The organism is Rhizobium sp. BK650, from assembly GCF_014195325.1.
In the GTDB taxonomy this organism is placed as follows: Bacteria; Pseudomonadota; Alphaproteobacteria; order Rhizobiales; family Rhizobiaceae; genus Rhizobium.
Window position 1 is genome coordinate 44,302 of the sequence record NZ_JACIBK010000007.1, and the last position, 19,712, is coordinate 64,013.

At 58.0% G+C, this 19,712-nt stretch carries 16 protein-coding genes, 1 tRNA gene and 1 pseudogene; 7 read left to right on the forward strand and 11 right to left on the reverse strand.

Annotation, left to right across the window (positions count from 1 at the left end):
* Positions 1–18: 18 nt before the first annotated feature.
* The 7 genes from FHX15_RS17780 to FHX15_RS17810 form a co-directional block, all read right to left on the reverse strand.
* Complete coding sequence (locus tag FHX15_RS17780; protein ID WP_184399378.1) at positions 19–1,842, reverse strand: TniQ family protein; 1,824 nt, start codon at positions 1,840–1,842, stop codon at positions 19–21.
* Positions 1,839–2,885, reverse strand: coding sequence for an ATP-binding protein (locus FHX15_RS17785; RefSeq protein ID WP_184399380.1), 1,047 nt, complete (start codon positions 2,883–2,885; stop codon positions 1,839–1,841). Before FHX15_RS17785 ends, FHX15_RS17780 begins: the two co-directional genes overlap by 4 nt.
* Complete coding sequence (locus FHX15_RS17790; RefSeq protein WP_312861850.1) at positions 2,882–5,113, reverse strand: transposase; 2,232 nt, start codon at positions 5,111–5,113, stop codon at positions 2,882–2,884. Before FHX15_RS17790 ends, FHX15_RS17785 begins: the two co-directional genes overlap by 4 nt.
* 21 nt (positions 5,114–5,134) lie before the next feature.
* Entirely contained in the window at positions 5,135–5,725 is a 591-nt protein-coding gene (locus tag FHX15_RS17795) for a hypothetical protein (protein WP_312861851.1), read from the reverse strand.
* A gap of 340 nt (positions 5,726–6,065) precedes the next feature.
* Positions 6,066–6,434, reverse strand: a complete 369-nt coding sequence (locus FHX15_RS17800; RefSeq protein ID WP_184399384.1) for a hypothetical protein — start codon at positions 6,432–6,434, stop codon at positions 6,066–6,068.
* 793 nt (positions 6,435–7,227) lie between these two features.
* Entirely contained in the window at positions 7,228–8,037 is an 810-nt protein-coding gene (locus FHX15_RS17805) for a hypothetical protein (protein ID WP_246778986.1), read from the reverse strand.
* A gap of 61 nt (positions 8,038–8,098) precedes the next feature.
* The gene (locus tag FHX15_RS17810; RefSeq protein ID WP_246778987.1) at positions 8,099–8,968 is read right to left on the reverse strand and encodes a type II toxin-antitoxin system VapC family toxin; all 870 of its coding nucleotides are present in this window, start codon (positions 8,966–8,968) and stop codon (positions 8,099–8,101) included.
* A gap of 389 nt (positions 8,969–9,357) precedes the next feature.
* On the opposite strand from FHX15_RS17810, the gene FHX15_RS17815 reads away from it, so the two are divergent.
* From FHX15_RS17815 to FHX15_RS17830, 4 genes are all read left to right on the forward strand, one after another.
* Entirely contained in the window at positions 9,358–9,978 is a 621-nt protein-coding gene (locus FHX15_RS17815) for a hypothetical protein (RefSeq protein WP_184399386.1), read from the forward strand.
* Positions 9,975–11,831, forward strand: coding sequence for an AAA family ATPase (locus FHX15_RS17820; RefSeq protein ID WP_184399389.1), 1,857 nt, complete (start codon positions 9,975–9,977; stop codon positions 11,829–11,831). Before FHX15_RS17815 ends, FHX15_RS17820 begins: the two co-directional genes overlap by 4 nt.
* Positions 11,828–12,130: a hypothetical protein gene (locus FHX15_RS17825; RefSeq protein WP_184399391.1), complete on the forward strand. Its 303-nt coding sequence runs from the start codon at positions 11,828–11,830 to the stop codon at positions 12,128–12,130. Before FHX15_RS17820 ends, FHX15_RS17825 begins: the two co-directional genes overlap by 4 nt.
* 69 nt (positions 12,131–12,199) lie before the next feature.
* Positions 12,200–12,276: transfer RNA gene (locus FHX15_RS17830), tRNA-Ile, on the forward strand.
* 764 nt (positions 12,277–13,040) lie between these two features.
* On the opposite strand, the gene FHX15_RS17835 is transcribed toward FHX15_RS17830, so the two are convergent.
* Together FHX15_RS17835 and FHX15_RS17840 are read right to left on the reverse strand one after the other, a co-directional pair.
* The gene (locus FHX15_RS17835) at positions 13,041–13,928 is read right to left on the reverse strand and encodes a hypothetical protein (RefSeq protein WP_184399394.1); all 888 of its coding nucleotides are present in this window, start codon (positions 13,926–13,928) and stop codon (positions 13,041–13,043) included.
* Entirely contained in the window at positions 13,925–15,931 is a 2,007-nt protein-coding gene (locus FHX15_RS17840) for a DNA cytosine methyltransferase (protein WP_184399396.1), read from the reverse strand. The genes FHX15_RS17835 and FHX15_RS17840 overlap by 4 nt, the downstream gene beginning before the upstream one ends.
* Positions 15,932–16,110: 179 nt before the next feature.
* Here FHX15_RS17840 and FHX15_RS17845 point away from each other — a divergent pair, with 179 nt between their 5' ends.
* Together FHX15_RS17845 and FHX15_RS31570 are read left to right on the forward strand one after the other, a co-directional pair.
* Complete coding sequence (locus FHX15_RS17845; RefSeq protein WP_246778988.1) at positions 16,111–17,487, forward strand: FRG domain-containing protein; 1,377 nt, start codon at positions 16,111–16,113, stop codon at positions 17,485–17,487.
* A 139-nt stretch (positions 17,488–17,626) separates the two neighbouring features.
* Positions 17,627–17,809, forward strand: coding sequence for a hypothetical protein (locus tag FHX15_RS31570; protein WP_312861861.1), 183 nt, complete (start codon positions 17,627–17,629; stop codon positions 17,807–17,809).
* Between the two features lie 68 nt (positions 17,810–17,877).
* Here the strand turns inward: FHX15_RS31570 and FHX15_RS31575 are convergent.
* Positions 17,878–18,018, reverse strand: a pseudogene (locus tag FHX15_RS31575) (ketosteroid isomerase); the annotation flags it as partial.
* A 57-nt stretch (positions 18,019–18,075) separates the two neighbouring features.
* Between FHX15_RS31575 and FHX15_RS17855 the strand changes: the two are divergent.
* Positions 18,076–18,453 carry a hypothetical protein gene (locus tag FHX15_RS17855; protein WP_184399399.1) on the forward strand — a complete coding sequence of 126 codons (378 nt, stop codon included), beginning with the start codon at positions 18,076–18,078 and terminating at the stop codon, positions 18,451–18,453.
* 230 nt (positions 18,454–18,683) lie between these two features.
* Here the strand turns inward: FHX15_RS17855 and FHX15_RS17860 are convergent, their stop codons facing one another.
* Positions 18,684–19,574 (reverse strand): hypothetical protein, encoded by an 891-nt coding sequence (locus FHX15_RS17860; protein ID WP_184399401.1) that lies wholly within the window; start codon positions 19,572–19,574, stop codon positions 18,684–18,686.
* Between the last annotated feature and the right edge of the window lie 138 nt (positions 19,575–19,712).

The window sequence follows — 19,712 nt, forward strand, 5'->3', positions numbered from 1 at the left end:
GATGCGATTTTAAGCGCGTTAAATTGGTAAATACATCCGTTCCACAATGCACTGACCGACCTTGTCTTCAGGAAACGCCAGAGGGATGCCACGGTCCTGCCTGCGTCGACCCAGACCACGCGTACTGCAGCGAGTCTGTTGAGCGATCAGTCCGAACGTGACGTACTTTGAACTGAAATCCTCGAAGTCACTCTCGGCGACTATCCAAACCGGTGCGCGAGTTTGATGGACATGGACCCTTTCGGCTCGAAGATATCCCTCGCTGACGAGATAGGTGAACGCCTTGGACGTCAGCAGCATGCGCTTGCAAACCTCGGCGCGATCAAGAGCCGAGTTGGGCATCTTCCAATACATGCTTTCAATTTCTGCGGGGTCGAAACGGAGGCCGGAGATTCCTCTACCTTCCGCGCGTCCGCAACGTTGGAAGCGTCCTTCGATCACAGCTTCCAGGATGCCGACATAACTGGTATTCGCAAGCTTCACCGCCTTTGAGATCGGTACCAAGTCCTTCGAACATGGCGTGATCGTATTATTCATGATGACATCATGCAGTCTGACCACCTCAGTCCTCGAGTAGCGGTTTTGAAGCCGATAGCTTCTTTCACCGCCTCCATCACGCTTCACGACCGGTTCGATCAGTTCTCCTTTAAGCAAATACCACGCGTGCATACGATTGATACCGAGGATAGCGGCGACCTCTTCCAAATCGACCATGTCCCGGAGCTTTTGCAGCGCGTCTTCAACGACCGCGACGGAAATGACTTGTTCGCCGTCGTCCTGGCGGACGGAGTCCAGATGGCCCATTTCGACGAGAAGGCGTCGTAGCGTCTGGTCGCTTGAACCAGTGGCATCGACCAACTCGGAGACGGTCGTCCATTCGCTGTCCGTTACTTTTCCGAAGAACTCGGATCCATTGATCACTCGCACTGTTTTGAGCGTGTGCGAGCGAATGCGTTCTCTTAAGACATCATATTCTGGATCCTTGAAACCGCTCAGAAGCGCTGAGTAGAGTTTCCCGTAAAGGGCTTGGCCTCCCGCGTAAGAAGCTCGACCGGTCGACCGGATCCGATCCAACAGATCAGTGAAGCCGTGGTTTCCACGCACGATAAAGTCGAAAGCTGCACTTCGCGCCGCGGCCTTTGCCTCTTCAGACAAACCGGTGAATGCGATATCTCGTCCATGGACGTGGGCGGCGCCGAGCAGTTCGCATGCCGTGATGGCCACCGACAGGACGACCGTATCCAGGAAGTCCCCATGGTCGCGTCGTCCTTCTAGCCGATCGCAGACGAAACGTTCGAACGCCGTGATCTGTCTTGGTACGCTCGCCAGGATCGACGCAGGCATCGACTCTGCGACGACGTCTAGCTGACTGATCAAATCATATGGATGACGCTGAAGGCTGACGTGTTCGGCCTCCACGATCTGTGTCAGGTGGACCGGACACGTCTGCACCGAAAGAAACATCCAGGGCAGACGGAAACGTCGCCGAGCGCCGGGCATTAGACCTTCATCCTTGTCGTCTGACAGGATGCAATGCGGGCAGAAGCGCAGCCGCCTTCGTCCAATGATCAGCCTCTTCCCGACGGTCGCCCCGGCGATCGATACGCTGTCGTCATCGTGTGTTACAACGGCATGGGCGTATAGTTGGTCTTCGGATCGGCCAACTTGTCTAGCGACCCTCGCAATTTCAACCCGATCGCCTCTCAGGAACGCGGCCCCATCGACACCGAGATACCGGAAGAAAACCCGCGAGTTCGGCGCGGAATTCGCCCTCGCAAGGCGGGCGAACCAACTTGTAAGAGGCTCGTCCTCGAAGAGCGGGACGTCGAAAAGAGCGCTCACCCTTTCTTTCTCCGACGCTTAGGGGCCGAAGCCGGATCAACCAGGTAGCCCTTGTCATCCACCTCGCGCTGGATCTTCTGCCAGTCCGCTGACTTGAATACGTTCTGTTCGTCAGGGCAATCCCTGGCGAGGCGTGCGTACCCCTGCGCAAAATGGTTTGGAAGCAGGACGCCGCCGGCCTTGTCGTCCCAGATGCATTTTTCCAGCGAATTCTTGATAATTTGTACGGTCATACCGAACCGCCAAATTCCACCGTGCATGAGCCGCTGTACAAATTCGTGGATCAAAGGAAAGCCGATCCTGACGCCGCCTGCGTCAGCAAGCTTCTGCACCGTCTCAACCACTTTCCCGACTGTTGTCTCGTCGTCGGGCATGTCCTTCACGCGGATGATCGGTACGCGCCGATCCAACTGATTGTGCTCGTCACGATCCAAGATACCTTCGATCTCCGGAACACCCGACACGATGACCCAGATCGGATATGAAGGAGTCTGCATCAGGTTCTTGATCGAGTTGCTCAGATGAGTGTACGCGTGGCTGGTCGGGGCCTCGAGCACATGCTGAAATTCATCGAGCACGATCACGTGCGTGCCCATCTTCCTCATTCGATCGAGGAGGATATCGTTCCAGACGACGTCTTCGTTCGTCTCGCCGTGAACGGGCAAGCCGCTCTGAGCGGCGAGGCGCGCTCCCAGCTTCTTCCAGGTACAGCTCGGCGGTGTGACTGCACGAAGGCTCAACGACATCCTATTGTAAAGTCCATCGAAACTGGCGAATGATGGATGGTTGTTCAGAAGATGGTCCAACGCCTTAGACTTTCCGGCGCCGCTCTTACCCAAAATTGTAAGTGCGTACCCGCTAGTTGCGTTCCCCGCCATGATATGGGCCAACATGATCTCGATCTCTTTCGCGAGTTCGTCGTCCGCTGTCGTGGGAACATGAATGTCCTGGATTTTTTTGATTATTGCCGCACGATCGACCGTCTTGCGCGACGTCGTTCGGAGCAGGTGATCCATCATGCTCGTAGCGGGCTGCTCGCTCACGATTCATCCTCCTCGGACTTACCAACATTAGCCGAGTCGGTATTATGGCTTTCCATGATCTGCACCCACGTGAGCACGCCCTCCGTTTCAGGCGCCTCTTCGACACTCGCGTCGACGTCGTGGCCCACGCTGGCAGGTAGTGGCGCAAACGGATCGGTGCGGTCGGTACTTACGCTAGGACCATAGATGCCGTCCCCGTAGTCTGTCGCCGCCTCGTCGACGATGGTGAATCCGGCTACGACCATTTTAGACCAATGGTACATCATCTCTGGGGTTGCGATTGGCGAAGCGATGCCCGCAGCCGCCTTGCTGGCGTTGGCGAACACTCTCGCGTCGGCAAGGGTCTTCGCCGCGACCTTGGCGGCGACCTTGGCGTCTCGCCCGAATACCGACTGCAGGTATTTCATCTGATCCAGCCAGTGCATCACCCTGACGCCCTTCAGACCATCCATGGCACACTCCACCTCGAACCAATCGCCGGCCGGCTTTTTGGAAAAGGGGTCCTTGACCTGGATTTTAGAGAGGTCGATCTCGTTGACGCGGACAGATAGCTCGAGATCGTGACGACACAGACGTAGAGTCTGGAGCCGGGGATTCGAATAAGGAAGGCCCAAAATCTGGATGCCGTAGTTCCCCAGCTTGTACTTGGCGACGATGCTGAAAGCCTCGGCATATTTCTCATCGCTCGGCACCGGCTTCACACCGCCCTTGCCATTCTGGCTGAAAAAGCGCCACGCCTGAAGCGGGGTCATTCCCTGAAGGCCGCGATGCTTCGTGTTATGATAGCAATCAACGATCAACATCACGATCAGGTCGGCGAGCTGATCGTCCGTGATGTGCCTGTGCTTTTTGGCATCGTATTTATCCCGAAGCAGGACGTTGCTGAACGTCTGGCCGGAGAGAAGATGGATGTAACGCTGGTTGATCGTCCGGAAGAAGCGCTCCACTCTACCTCGCAGGTGCGGATGCTTTGACGGAGGGATCGTCACGTTCCCGGTGTATGACATAACCGCCTGCTGGAATTCGTTCGACGTGTAGCTCGCCCCCGCGTCGACGTGAACGCTCTCCGCAGTTCCTTGCTGCACCCACGAGGTCGTCGTTCCGTAAAGCTGCGTCTCGAATTCCTTCGAGCGGGCGACCATTGCAAGGGTGGCGACGGCCGACGCTCCGTCCGGCCCGCCCCATAGAAGTTTCATTCCGCAAACCGATCGGGAGCAAGCATCGAGAGCAACGGAGAGCCACACTCTGCCGTCGTTCTTTTCGCCGATCTTCTCTTCGATGCGGCGCTGCACCTCCGGGTGGAGGTAGTCCCAGATGCCATTCCTCACGAGCAGTCGGATGACGTCGAGCTTGTGTTCGTCCATTTCAACGACTTCCAGCGGCCGCTGTGGCTGGTACCCGCGCCGTGACATTCCAAATTTGCGGATCACCCTCATGGGATCGCCGGCACGGGCCACCTCATTGCGGAAATTTCCCAGGTCGTCGATGATCCGTTGGAACGTTCTAAGCGACGGGACATCGAAACGGGGCATTTCACTTGCCTCGCGTGCATCGTTGGCCTCCGACATTTGTACATAGCAATCGAGCTTGGTCGGCCTGTCCTTGCTTTGAAACTTCTGAGCATATTCGGCGTGGAAACGCAGCTCGTCGGTGGTGAAGCGCGACTCCTGGCCGACCCGGCCCCGATGACGGGGAGCGAGAGACGTCGGCTCAAGTTCGTTGTCCTCGAAGCGCTCCACCAGCCTGCCGAACTGCCGAGGACCGGGAATAACAGCGCGTTTGCCGGTCTTCGGAGGAATGAGAAACTCGTTTTCCGCTTTGAACGCCGCAATGAATTTCTCGTAGCCGGCGTCGGACCGTGGGTAGTATTCCCCGGTCTCGTATCGGTCGAGCTCGATTTCGAGGAATTCAGCTACCATCCGGACCCGGAAGATCGTCGCCGGCGACATGTCGAAGATCTTGATCCCCTTGCGTCTGGCGATCGCATTCTTGGCGCTGAAGTATCCTTCTTCCCACTCGATCTCCTTGTGGCGGAAAAGCTCGGAGATATCGGAATATTGAAGTGCCTCCGTCCTCGGCGGGTCCTTTCCGTCGCAGGTTTCGATGAGGACGCCACCTTCCCACTCTGAACCGACGTTCCCAGTTTTCTTGGATTTCAGACACCAGTCACGGGCCTGGTACCGAATGAGGTCGTCCTGGGTAAACGTGTATCTGGTGTAGTCGTGCACGGACGCGGTTGCTGGCATCGGTCAATCCTTCGAAATCGCACGGATCCACGATCCCTCGGACATGATGATGTTCTCGGGGGTCGGGTGGTCGAAAATGGCAAGTTGCCTGTCGAGCATGTCCCAGACGGCGGTCCAGATGTTCGCCAAGGAGAGATCGGGCAGGCGTTGGGCGAGATGCCAGACCTTGGCGCGTCCGCCGTGTTCCAGCAGTGCATCATGCACGCGCGACGTCTCGGAGTTGTTCCGGACCTCGCGGGTGTGGAGAATGTTCTCGGCCGCGTTAACACGGCCTTTCGTGATGTCACGGTTGGTGACAAGAACGAACCGATCTACACTGTTTTTGGGAAGTTGGTTATTGAGGAGTTTAACCAGACCTGCGGTTGCGCGCGCGGTGCTTCCTTCGGCCTTGACGACGAAATACGTGATGGCGCCGCCCGCCGCGGTTCGCCTGACGTCGACGATGTGAAGGACGGTCTTGCCCTCTACGATCACGCTGTAGGGTCCGTCCTGTGCCTTGATCGCGAGCGTGTCGTGCCGGGCGAGCAGGATCTTGACGAGACCCGCCTCAAGGTTGCTTTCCAGACGATGGTAGGTGTTCGTCGATCGGTCCACGATCACGACGCGGCAGGACGCGATCGTCTTGACGAATTCCTCTAACTCGTCCTCATCGTCGAGCGTCGCCTTGAACGGGATTTCGCGGTCGAACTCTCCGCGCTGAGGCGGCGTTCCGGCCCGGGCGCCCAGTTCTTCGTTATATTTCGAAGTCTCCTACCTTTCCCGAGACGGTCGGGTTCGCGAAGTGGGTCTCGGTAGAGACGGGACGTTCGAGAATGTCGAAGCCCTCGTGACGTGAGTGCATCATATCGATCAGTGCGGCAAGCATTTCGTGGATCCTATCCTAGGAAGAGACGCCGGAGATGTTCTCCGGCGTGCTTCGGGATGTCTGCGGTCGTCAGGCGGCTTCGATCAGAAGGGCGATGGCGTCGCCTCCAGCTTCCTCTGCGGAGCACCGAAGCGAAGCGATGCGGTTGCTGAAGGTGCGCATCGAGCAGGGACGCAGTTCGCGACCCTTCGGCTGCCAGTCGTTGAGATGCTCGATCTCCAAACGCATTTCCTCGTACGCCGCGAAGACGCCCAGAGGGCCGTCCACGTGCATCATCGCGCAGGTCTTCTGAAGCGCGGCGCTCGTGGGGGCGAGGCGACGATCGTCCGCCTCGACCGCGAGGGCTTCAACGAGCTCCTCGACGTCGACGACGCCGAACTCCTCGTCGAGTTCGGAAAGGAAGGTGCGGGGCAGGATGGATTCGATCAGGTCGCGCATGACTACGTACTCCTTGTGCTGCGACAGACTTTGTTTTTGCAGGACGATGACGCAGCCGGGCTCGGCGCTTCGCAAGCGCGCACGAATCCTAGACCGGCGAGCAGTCCTGTTAGGCACGATGGGGAAATGGCCGCGCTTACGGCCGCTCAGACGTCAGCCTATCGGCTTGACGACGCTAGCAAGCAGCGCGCTGGCGGTCTTCAGACCGCAGGGGAGCAGCATATTCACAGGCACCTCCGGAAGGAGCCGTCGGGCCTTGTCGGCGCGACGGATAGGGACAGACGAGACGGCGGAAGCGGCGTCAGCCCATCTGTGGAAATTCCGCGCTATTCCGGGAAACGTTGCGAGTGAAAGCCGAGAAGGTTGTGTTCTCGTAACCAGACATTTCGAACCCTCATTCCAAAATTGGTGAAGAAGAACTTCGGGCGGCCGAACCCTCATCACGGGCACGGCGCAGCTCTGTCGATGCCTACGCGGCGAAGCGGGCAAGGGGCCCGGCTATTATCGACATGACTGCAGTCATGGCATGCTCCTCAGAGCCGATCCGCCAACATGACGGACCTTAAGGCTGGGCCGCACCATAATGCGACAATACACGCATTGCAAGAGTGAATTATCGCGCCGATGTCCGTGGCGTAAAATGGCACTGTTTCCATTAGCGGCGCCCATTCAGTGGGTTACGAATATGTTTGGTTAGCAAGATGTCAAAACGTGGCCGAGTCCTGTGCCAAATCGAGACCATATCTAGGCTACAAAGGATTCAACCACTGGGAGCAAGGATTCGTCTGTGTAGCTATGGACCCGAGGCAATGAGGATATCGTCGCTATCGGCATGGGCGGGGTGGGGTTCGACGTGCTCCTCGGAACGCCATGGCGACCTAACGATTGTCTTCCACACCGCGTTCTCCGTCAGCATCTTGATGACGGGTATGCCTTCGGCGGCGGAGAGTTCCATCAGACCGAGCTGGTCGAGCGACTTTCCGAAAGTGCGCACGATCTGCGATGCAGCCCAGTCCGGATCGCCGACGTGCCATGCGGCGAGGACTCCGTGACGGCTTCCCGCATTCCGCCGGTCAAGCACGGATGCGACTTCGAGCGGCGTGCCATGGACGGCGCCGACGAGTACGCGTTCAGGCCTGTCGTGCGACCACAGCACATGACACCAGCCTTCGCGGATGTCGGTCGGCCGCGGGTCCTCTAGTGAAGTCGTCTCCCGGAAGTATTGCAGCATCTCGGGAAGGGCGAGATCTGCAAGTTTGTCGAAGATCCGAGCGGTTTCACTCGACCGCAGCCCCAGCTCCTTCAGGAGCCGAAGATGCTCGTAGATTTCGTGCGCGAGGGCTCGCGACGGCTGCCCAAGGTCGTTCGACAGGGTGAACCAGTCGCGCGAGCTTTCGCCGGCGACGGAGCGGAACGTAGCCTCGAGCACCGTGGTCGAATACTTCCAGTCGCTCGGTTTCACGCCCGGCGTAGCATCCATGAAGCCGAGAAGGTTTTTCGCACTTCGCCGACGCTTCCCAAGCTCCGTGGGGAGCTGGGGATAGACCCCCCAGCCATGGGTATAGGGGTAGTTGTTTGGCGAGATCATGAGCCTGATCGACATGGTTACCTTCCGTATGGGCGTATGCCTTACGGTCGCCCTGTCCGGAGCAAGTGACAAATGCCTATGGGCGTCCACTTCGCGCCGTCCATTCCGTCGGTTCCAGGTCTTCGTTCGCCGCGTCGCCGACATGCCATCCGGGCGGCGGCTCGACGTGCCATACGTCCGCCCGCGGATCGTATACGCCGGGAAGGGAAAAGTGCTGGTGAATGAGACAGAAGTCGGCGGGGTTCAAGGTGGCGATCGGCAGTCCATGGGCGATGGCGAGCGCTGCCAGCATGGCGTCGCATCCGAGGTTGACACGATCCTGCTTGATCACCCTGCCATGCCTGTCCCTCCTCTCTGGAGTATGGAAGAAGTGCCGGAGGGGAGGGTGAGCCGCCATGGCCCCAAGAACGCGGGCGGCGACGACGTCCATTTCCGGCTGGATCATTCGGCTGGAGAGGAACTCCTCGAACCAAGCCAGCAGTTCAAGGGCCTTCTGGACGTTGTGCCGCTGAACGGCCCGGATACCCACCTCCGTTTCATAGATGGTGATCCACGATACGGCGAGGGCGCCGCGCGGCAACTCGCCCAGCCACTCCCATATCCATTGTGGAGGTTCAGGAAGGTAGGCCGTGCTGATAATGTTGGTATCGACGAGTATCTGCCTCACCAGACTGTCGCTTTCAGTTGTTGGTCCCGCAACACGGATGTAGGCTAAGGCGTCGACACCTGTTAAAATGTTACCACGCGAATGTTTTGGTAATTGGTGAGTTCTATGGGTCAGGTTTGGACTGCGAAGGAGGTCGAGGGGAATCTTGAGCAGGTTCTTAAGCAGGCCAGGAACGTTGGTCCGCAGCGAATTCGGGATGAGACGGGTATTTATGTGCTCAAACTGGAGGATGATTTCTCCAAGCCGGACGCCACCGAAGCTCTGATGAAGCTCCGCCAAAGGGGCGAAATCTAGGCGTCGTCCCTGCAAGGATTCGCTAACCGTATTTCAAGGTGTGCAACGGACACGTCTTCATAAGACGGTGTGGCTGGGAGTGCTGCGGCACGTGCGCCGCGTTCTACCAACCGACGTCCCGCCGACCTCATGCCTTTAATATCTTCTCTATCGCAGGTTCCAAACCGGCTCATCGTTTCGGATCCCGGCTAGCGATCGGGTGCCGTCGGCCATGAAAATTTTCGGCCGCAGAAGTTTTTAAACCGACAGAGTTGACGCTTGTCGCTTTGTTCTCTATGTGTTCCGTTATGGTACAAGCTCTGCGAATATCCAGCTTCCGTTGAAACTGAACGCCGCTAACGCGGCCGGTCTCATCGTACGTTGGATTTTCAGAGATGTTGGAAGCGCACGCCGTCAGCCATTTCGTCCTCGACGCCGCCTATCGCGAAGCTTCGAGGAACGTATTCTACCCCTTACATTCCGTCCGATCGCCCGGACCTCCGGCTTTCAGATCTCAATTGGCCCGTGACCTGGGATGCCTTTTAGACGTCGACGAGACCGTGGTCGCCTGGTCTTGCCTCGCGTTCGGAGTGCATCTCGAAAATGGCGTCCATGTGGTAGACTTCATGGTCGACCGCATCGACGGCACTCGGGAGTTTCTCGACGCGACCGAGTACTTTGGGGATCCCCAAGTCGCGGAAACGATCGCATGCATGAAGAGACGTCATCGCTTCGTGACGGTGAGTGAAATTCGATCCGGGAACCGGCTTGAGAATGCGAAGGACCTTCTGCGGTATGCCCGGCAGCGCACGCCGTTGAACGACCGGGTCAGGCTATTGGCGACGTTGGATGAGGTCGGCTCGATCACCATCGCCGAGACGTTCAGCATCTTCCGCGAGGTTCCACCACTTGCGGCAATCGCATGGATGGCCTTGCATCGTTTCGTCTCCATCGATCTGGACGAGGGCCTTATCGGTCCGAATACTGTGATCCGTCGCGCGGAGGCGTCGAGATGAGACTCCGTAAGCAGCCGAGCCTGGCCAACAGGACATACGGACAGGTACTGAAATCGGCCATCCGCCGCAGTGGCCTCTTTCTCAAGCGATCTAAGCTCCAACAACTCCTCATCGTCCTCAAGCTGCCGTTCGCCGCAGACGAGAAGGCGTATTTGGAAGCCGCGCGGGTTCTCGTTAAAGATGTTGCTGAACTCGCGTCCTTTCACGTTCACGCGCCCGCCAGCCGTCGCCTGTCAGTCGTCGGTGTCGATGCGATCGAGGCAGATATCGAAGCTGGCAATCCCATCATCGTGTTGTGGCCGTACGACATCCAAGTGGCCGCAACGCTGTTTGCAGCAGCCGATCGGATCGTCGACGTCGGGCCGGTCCGGCCGGCTCATCTTGCCGCATCGTTTCGTCAGGTGCGTGGAGAATCGATGACTACCGCCGAAGCAGCATGCCTGCTTCAATATCCGCTGAAGCACGTGTTCGTTTCACTACGGGCAGGTCGGCCAATCCCCGTAGCCATCGAGGGTCTCCGGCTGGCGGCCGGCGAACCCGTTAGGCAGGCGCCGAAACCTGGACTTCTGGATCTGGAGGGTTTCGGAACAGCTAGAAAATGGGGCCTCGCCCTCGCCAGCGACATTGCAGAATGGAGGCGGGGCAAGATCGGATGGTCGGACGTCGACAAGGGAATTCTGATCAGCGGGCCACCGGGCTGTGGGAAGACGCTATTTGCATCTGCGCTCGCGCGCACGTGCGAGATCGAGATTGTGGCGACGTCGGTGGGGCAGTGGCTTTCCGCGGGTCATCTGGACAAGGTTCTCGCCGCGATGCGAAAGAGCTTCCAGCAAGCGGTGTCCCGTAAGCCCTGCGTCCTTTTCCTGGACGAGCTAGACGGGATCGGGGACAGGTCGACCCTTACCGGCGACCATGTCGAGTACTGGATGCAGGTCGTGAACTCCCTGCTTGAATTGATCGACGGGTTCGAAAGGCTCGAAGGCGTGGTGCTCGTCGGCGCGACGAACTTTCCGGAAAAGATCGACGCGGCGCTTCGGCGCGCTGGTCGGCTGGATCGTCATGTTGCGATCCCGCTTCCGGATGCACAAACGCGACGATCGTTGTGCCGACGCTATATTCGAAGCGATTTCACCGATGCAGAGTTCGACGGCATCGTGGCGTCGACGAAAGGACTGACAGGAGCCGATTTCGAGCAGATGGGCCGCGACGTCCGTAGGTGTGCGAGGCGAGAAGGCACCAGCATCTCCGCGGACATGGTCATGAGGTTGCTTCCACCGTCGCTGAAGATCACCGGCGAAAGACGTCGTACGGTAGCGGTGCACGAAGCGGGACATGCGGTTGTGGGAATCCACCTGGACGTCGGCGAGTTAAAGGAGATCGTGGTCCTCGACGAAGTACGGCAAAGCGGCACCGCAGCCGGCTTCACTCACTTCGCCCTTGAGGATATGGAACGAGATCGTCAGGCGCTACTGTCACAGATCGCCATGCTGATGGGCGGGCGTCTCGCGGAGGAAGTCATCCTGGGTTCTGCCTTCGAAGGGGCGGGTGGGGAAGGGTCCGATCTGCAGAAGGCCACCGACCTCGCGACATTGATGGAAGTGCGGTTCGGCATGGGCGAGGTACTGGGGTACTTCTCGGCCCGCTCGTCGTCCGAGCTGGAAGGGATCCGGAGACAAGTACCAAGCGTTCGAGAGCGGGTCGAAAAGACCTTGTTGAAGGAATGGAAACGAGCACGAGCGATCGTCGAAAAGCATGAAGACATCATCGGGCTGTTGGCATCGAGACTCGAGGCGGTCGGACGTGTGGACGGCCGAGAAGTGGAATCGATGCTTCGGGGGGAGGGCCAAAAATGAGCCCGTCGCTCGATCCTTCCTGGAAGCTGGTGATTAAGGGATTGAAAAACAAAGTGACGACAGATCGAAAGGTTTCGATCGCCGCCATCCTGAAAGACGTCGCCGGGGATGCCGTTCCCCTCCGGACCGCGAGGAGGTTTCTCCTGACGATGTCGATGGACGCGTTGTCAGGCACACCGAGGCTCATCGACGTTCACGGAGAGGGCGCAGTTTTTATGCTGTCGCTTGAGGATCTGTTGGAGATCCTCGCGGATCCGCCGCCGACGTTGGGGGAAGTGATGGAGCGCGCGCGCCGGTAGCGTCACGCGCCTCCGGACAAGCCGGCACGCTCCTGTAGCTTGATCATCCATTGTCTATGGACAGATGTCGGGCCTGTAGCTCAATTGGTTAGAGCCGACCGCTCATAACGGTCTGGTTGCAGGTTCAAGTCCTGCCGGGCCCACCACCGGACCTCGTGGAGCGCGAGTTTTAACCACATTTCACCGAAGATGCCTGAAATTCATCCGTTCAAAAGACTGCGATCATGGACGATCCGTGCCGCGGGAGATCAGGGACAGATAATCCGGTTAACGTGCAACCTTTGCAGGATCACGCACAACTACCTTTCGGACGACCTTGAGAAGCTGAGCGGCAATATCTCGCTCGATCGTCTCCTCATGAAGTTCAGGTGCGCCGGTTGCGGGAAGAGGGACTATCTGCAGATGAAGCTTACACTTCCCCTGTGGAACGGAGTACGGAAACCTGAAGATCCGGCGTCCGGAGCGCATCCGCACCGTTACCATTCCGGTCTAGTCAGACGACGTTCTTCGCTAGTCGGTAGACGGATCGGAGCTGTTTGAGCCCGCGTGAGCGGCGACGAGGAGGCCCCAGCGACGGCGATAGGCGAGGCGCGGCTCCTCCAGTCTAAGAATTGGTTCCAGAAGCTGAAGTTCTGAAGCGTACTCACGCAGATGGGACTGGGAACTCATCTCGCAGAGTTCTTGAGATTACTGGATAGGCGGTGGCGCGAAGCTGGTTGTAGTCACGCGCGGCCGACGGGGCGACAGCCCACTCTTCGCACCACAAGGTCGCCGTTCCCAGCGAAAAGGTGGCAGTTGTGGATACCATGGGCGCAGGGGAAAATCCTCCCCAGGTGGATCGCAGCAGTGGCGTCCTAGGTGAATTCCGCAAGCCACCAAAGTTCCTCAAAGCTCCCCACAGTAGTCCGCCTCATGGTTTAAAATCGTCGTCGTCCTGATCGTTATGGGCTTGGCTATGGAAGGCGAAGCTCTCGGCTGCAATCGCACTGCGCGGCTCGCGGCGCCACGTGATCGCCTTGAAGACTTCTCTGACGTTCTCCAGCGGCAGGTTCAAAAGCATTTCTCGCTCGTCCGCTGAAAGGATCGGTTGACCCTTTTCCGCAAGATATTCCTCAATCATCTGAATATGATCGCCGATAATTGCAAAGGCCGTTGCGCGGGCCGTCAGTGGCGTTTCCGCGAGGGCTTCGTAAAGTCCCATGTCGCTTAAAGCTTGCTGGATCATGTCGGATTTATCCCTTAGCTGCGAAATCTGGAGGAGGTAGAACAACCCCTCCATTTTCTCTGCCTCGTTATGCATGTTACAAATGACGTCGAGAACAGACTTCCAATTTTGATCGGGTTGCTCCGAGAGAAGCAGCGCGATAATCCGGTCACCGAAAAATGGCGAGTTCGCCAACTTGGCCGACATCTTCATCTTGTGCAGGTTCAAGACTTTGAAGGAATATGGATCACCAAATTTGGGATGATCACTCTTCATCGGGCTTTCTTCGCTGCCGATGTAGATCAGGTATTGATGCACATCAAAGTCGTCTGCCGACCACTGATGGAGGCGGTGGTGTAGAAGCGAGAAATAGTTGGCCATACGCCATTTCATCGTCCTATCTACGCGAGTCTGCACTTCAATGTGGACGAACTGCTTCTCGCCAACCTTTGCGAAATAATCTACTGCACGACCGGTGTACCAACCCGCGTGGGTAGGCAAGGATCGCAATCGCCGCATTTTTGTAAGCATCGGGACAAAGACGCTGCGCGAGTCGTTCATCAAATGTTTGAATATCGCGTCGTAGTGGCTCATGCGGGGTCTCGAAGCAGCTTGGCCTCGTCAGCGACAATGCCAGTTAGAATCGGTGTTGCACGGTTGTCCTGCAGGAGAGGCGGCTCGCTATGAAGGCGTTCGCGATTCTCTGTCTTCATCCTCAACGTGAATGAATAGTCGAAGTTGTTGCCGGTCAATGCAGACCTGACCGCTAGTCCGATCGCTTTTCCGATCACGGGAGGAACGGCATTGCCGACCTGACGAGCTTTCGAGTCCTTCCCACCCGCGAAATCCCACCAGTCCGGAAATCCTTGCAGCCTAGCGCGCATACGAAGAGTAAGTCGGGGAAGGAATCCGGGGCCCGCCTTATCTGCCTGCGCCTGTGTCGGTGCGGCGTCGGCGACCGTGGCAATGTCGACACCTTTCTTCGCCCAGCGCGCCGCCTCCTTTTCGCGCGATCCGCCCTTGCGGCCGACCACCGTGGAGGCGAGTGCCCCTCGCTTCTCGACGCCGTTGCGAACAACGACGAAACTGCGCCGGGCGTCCGCCCATTCCTTCGCACCGGCCCATCCGTTTGCAGCCATCAAGTCCTCAAGGACGTCGCCCATGTTTGTCCGCCATTCGGGAAAAGCCGGCGGCGCGCGGAACGAGGCCATGTGTTTCTGCCGCATTCCAACGAAGAGAATGCGGGTTCTTTCCTGCGCTATGCCGAGATCCTCCGCTTCCATTCGAACCATATGAACAAGATAACCGCACTTCTTCAACTGCCTTAGAAAGTTGCCGAGGTGATCTGCATGCCGCGCGTTCAACAAACCCGTGACGTTCTCGAAGATGAACGCGCTTGGTCTGATTTCGCGGACGGCACGGGCGCCCTCCAGGAGCAGATCCCTCGGGTCATCCTTACCCAGACCTTTTCCGTCGATGGAATAGGGCTGGCACGGCAGGCCTCCCACAAGCAGATCGACGCTCATCGAAGCATGTTTCTTGAAGTCTACCTGTCGAACATCGCCCTCCACCACGTTCCAGAAGGGTCTGTTCAACCGGAGCGTCGCGGCGGCATGTCTGTCGAACTCGTACAGGGCGAGGGGAACAAAGCCGGCCTCTTCGAGCCCGAGCGACATCCCACCTGCTCCTGCGCACAATTCCACGACGGTCAGCTTCTGTGTGGGAAGCTTGATGAGGGGCGGCTTTTCTTGCACTACCGTGTCGAAGTTGATCGGCGCGATCGTTGAGGTCACTGGTTGGAGGCACTCCTGGAAGTGGGTGACCCATTGGGTCTCCAAGCTAGCGTTGTCCAGAGCGAACCGATATTCCCCACCGAACCGGCCCGCGGCGAGCGCTTCAATGGCGGCGTAGGCGAGTGCGAGATTGCGTTCGCTCGCATGCGACGGCATCGCCAGGACGCGCTCGAGCGGAATTTCGTGCTTGCCGTATGTCGCCACAAAGACCGGAAGAAGAGACGTCGCAGCGCTCTGAATCGCAGCGTGCGTTTCCAGTTGGCTGTGTTCCGTCGTTGTATCCGGCCGATATGAATTCAACAACGACAGGAGCGCGGCTACGCGGGAATCGATCTCCCTGACTGCTTCGGCAGCTCTGCGACGTGCCGACCGAAGGGAGCTATTGAAGCCGTCTCTGGTGATCTGTTCGGCGTAAGTCTCGGTCTTGCGACGTAGGCTCGTTCGCACTGCGGCGACGTCCCGGATTCCGACGGTCGCGCCCTCGGCGATCCTTGCCAGAACTTCCTGCCGTGTTTCCGGAGCTGAAGCGGCAAGGGCTTTTAGAACGGGGAACTGGACGCGAGCATCGCGAAGGACCTCGTTCGAGTCCTTCAAAGTCCCTGCGATCTTTACGTAGGCGCGGGCGTCTGCAAGGTCCATCTCGCAGCCGGCGTGAAGGAAATGGATAACTTCCTTAGGCGAAAGATGTTGCGACAACTGGTCGACCTTTTCGGTGATCTTGAACAGGCGATCGGAGATTTGCTCCTGGAGATCCCTAATGGCCTTCTTTGTTTTACCAAGCGCGTCGTTCTTCAAGTCCGTCATGACCAACATCTCTTATCGTGAAGTCGGACGTTTCATATCGGGACAATCCTTGCGGGACCGGGAAGGCAAACGCTAAAATTGTTTGCAACCTGAAATTTACGAAACGACATGTCGATTTTGCAAGCTGACTGTATTGCTTGTGCTTTTTTCGGCGCCTACAAAGTTGCGCGAAATGGGGGATGCGGAACGTGTACAACCTTTTGATGGCGGGGAGTGACGGTGACTGGGACATCGCTGCGGGATCCGATCACGAAGCTACATTCCCGCTCTCCCGATATCTCGAGTACACGGAAGACGAACTGGAGCAGAGGCTGAAGCCGATCAATTCTGCCGTAGTCGCTTTTCTGTCGGGGCTTCCGACGTTGTTCATGAGCGAGCTTCAGACCACCAAGCAGAAGCGGCAGTTCGTTACCGTCCGCGTTGGCGCCGTCTGGGACATCCGGATCGAGGGAAGGGACATCGTCTACAAGTTCCGCGTCGATCGCGACTTAGGAGAGATCGATGTCGTAGACCGCGTAATGTTCGAAAAGGTATTCGATCTTGGCAAGTGGGAGCTCTCGCGCACGCACTGGGCCGTCAAGACGGCCGATCTTGGCCTATCGCTTCGCAGTCTGGGGTTACAGCAGGAGCCTTTAGAGGACGGTGAGCCGCTGCAGCCACCTCCGCCGCCGGCAACGCCCGACCTACCGCAGGACGAGCCTGCGCTTCCGATCATCACTAGCCTGATCGAGTTCATGGAACACGTACTCGGACTTCATGGAGAAGCCGACGAAGAGGTATTCTACCGAGGTCATTCGGACCGACGATACAAGCTGATCCCGTCTCTTTTCAGGAAGAACGACGCTGGCGACTGGCGCTACCTCCGGAAGGAGGAGACAATTGTCCGCGAACTCCTTACCGCCCAAGCGCCCGCCTTCGCGAGCGACGAGTACATGCTCGACAAGCTCGTCAGGATGCAGCACTACGGGCTTCCGACGCGGTTGCTCGACGTGACGTCGAATCCATTGGTCGCCCTCTATTTCTGCTGCTCCGACACACGGCTTGATGCTAACGGGAACGAGATCGACGGAGAGGTCATTGTTCTTTCAACGAAGTCTTCGGAGGTCCACTTCTTCGACTCGGACACGGTGAGTTGCGTTGCGAATCTTGCCCTGATGACGGATACGGAAAAGGACGCCCTCGATACAGGTACGACATTGAAGGCATTCAACAAGACCGACGAATGCAAGAAGCTGCTCCACTTCATTCGTCGAGAGAAGCCGTATTTCGAGGCTCGTATCGATCCGCTGGACCTCGAGCAGATCATGTTCGTGCGCGGGCGCAGCACCAACGAGCGCATCACGTCTCAGTCCGGCGCCTTCTTGCTCTTCGGCAAGGATTCGGTTCTACCGGAGACCGGCTACAGCTCGCTGAACATTCACCGCATGACCATCAGAAACAAGGCCACGATCCTGCAGGATCTGGCGAAGCTCAACATCAAGTCGAGCACGATCTATCCCGGCATCGAAAAAGCCACCGTGGAAATCGCAAAGAAGCACGAGCTGTCAGTTCACTGATCACTGGATTTCGCCCTTCCACGGCGGCGAGCTGACTTTTCGTCGTGGGCTCCAGGAAGGGAACCGCGTAGGACTCAGAGGTCTCGCAGTCCCTCACGGAGGAACTCGAGAAACCGCTGACTCTTTGCTGGGATGAGATGTGTTCCTCCTCGGCCAGATCGTCATTGGCTTCTTCCTTTCGAATTTCTTGAGCGCAAACAACGAGCCGGGGCATCTGTTCATATCGGACGTTGTTCGGCGACCGGCCTTACGCCTGCTGAAGGGAGGCCGCGAGGTTGCCGAGCACGCCGAGCTGTCCAAGGAGATGGTCGCCGCCGTGTAGCAGTGGAACGACGTCACCTTGCCGTCCTTCAGATGAAAGACGTCGCAGCACGGTGCATGCATCTCATTCCCTGTCGGCACTATCGTTCCGGCTGGCATGGCAAGCGGTCCTGCCTGCGTGCCATTGAGGGTGAGCTCCACGATCACTACGTCGCCCGAGACGTAGAAGTTGTCCTGCTCGCGGTGCATGTCATGGAAAGCCATGACCATTGACAGCGCGTGCTGCTACCCGCAGCCTTCAAATAGCGATTTTTGTTAGGAAAGCCTATGACCGATAGTCACGCCGCTGCCGAAGCCGTACCCTGCTGTTCCTCCAATACGGCGCACCTCGATATGCTTGAGGCTATCAGTCGTCGCCGTGGCGAACTGGCCGATGAGATGGACGGTACCGGCGATGTTGCGAAGCTGTCGCTAAAGTCGTCACTCGACGCTCTTCTCATCCTGACGTTCGACGAAGCGTGCACAGGTCGCTTCGCTACAAGCTCGTTTTGGGGTTGTAAGGACGAGTTAAGCAGAAAAATGCTTTTGGCGGTTATTGAGCGTCTCCAGAAGGAGTTCCTTGTAAATCAAGGCATTGTGAGGGCGATGGGCAGGGGGACCATGGCGGCCCATGGTCAACTGGACGTCAACAAGCTTTGGTGCTGACCGAAGATGTCTCTAACACCGCCTGGCTCCGCAGGGTGAGCATGTAACCGATCGCAACGAGAGTTCCGCCGTGACCGAGACGACCGCATGGTATCCCGTAAGGCATTCGAAAAGCGAACCGTTGGCAAAACACATGTTGTTCCTAGACGACGAGCCCGCTCCCGGAAGCCACTTTCGTACCTAGGGTTTCAGTCGCCGATGGATGCTCGGGAGGGGCCGTCGCAACCGCATCAATCGATCCTGTCCCAGCGCGGCCGGTCCCGATCCACCGGCTCGCCGGCTGAGATCGTGATGGTCAAGGTCGCGGCGGGCAGCAACACGCCGTCCCAGGTTCGCTCCGACAGCTTTTCGGAAATGATCCCGACGACTTCCTCGTCACCTCGCACGATCCTTGAAACGAGATCGTCAGTTTCCCTCTGCAGGTGGCGATCGGGAAAGCTTCCCCGCGGGTGAGGCCTGGCGCCGGGGATGTGCTGAACGATGAACCAGGAGAACGGCGTGGCGGATGTCAAAAGACCTTCGTGTACCGCTCCCAATGTCTTTGGACATCCTTCCACGTCCGCGAAGAATATGCCTGCGGCGAGCGTGGGAAAGCCGTTGAGGACATCGTCCCTGACCTGGAGTCCGCTGGCGAAATCGAAGATGTCCGACCCTACTGCCCTGGAGCGGAAATAGGACAGTTCCGTTTTAGTCCGTTGGTCGAGTGCTTCGGGCCGCGGGCAATAGAGAAGGTAGCGGAAGAAGTCGTCGTCGATGAACCGGACAAGCTCCCGGATGCGGGCGTCCTGTTCTGAGTCGAAGGCGCCGAACGTCGCTCTCGGCTCGTAGCGTCGGCTCGGATCGTACTTTGTCTCGTAGACGCGCTTCGCCTGCAGAAGCCACGATCTCTGGCCCGACAGCTCGGGCTCGTAGTGATTTTCGTATTTGACTACCAGCCCAAGATCGGCTTGCGAAACCCGGTTCTCGAAATCTTTACGGTATCTGTGAGTTTCGAGGGTGAATGCGACCGACGTCGGATCCGAAACAGCGGCAAGGTCGTCGCGTAGGTTCCGGATATCGTAGGCGATTCCTTCCTGGACCTGAACGTCTTCGTCAAGCAGGTCGACGAGCATCGCGGTCATCGATTCCTCGTCCCGAGGCCGGGGGTACGTCATATACCGGGTCACGTGCCGGTCAATGGCGTCGAAATACTTCAGGAGCTTGTCGATAGCATATGGCGATAGCATGAATTCTTCCCTCCGGCCGTGGATGGATTAAGT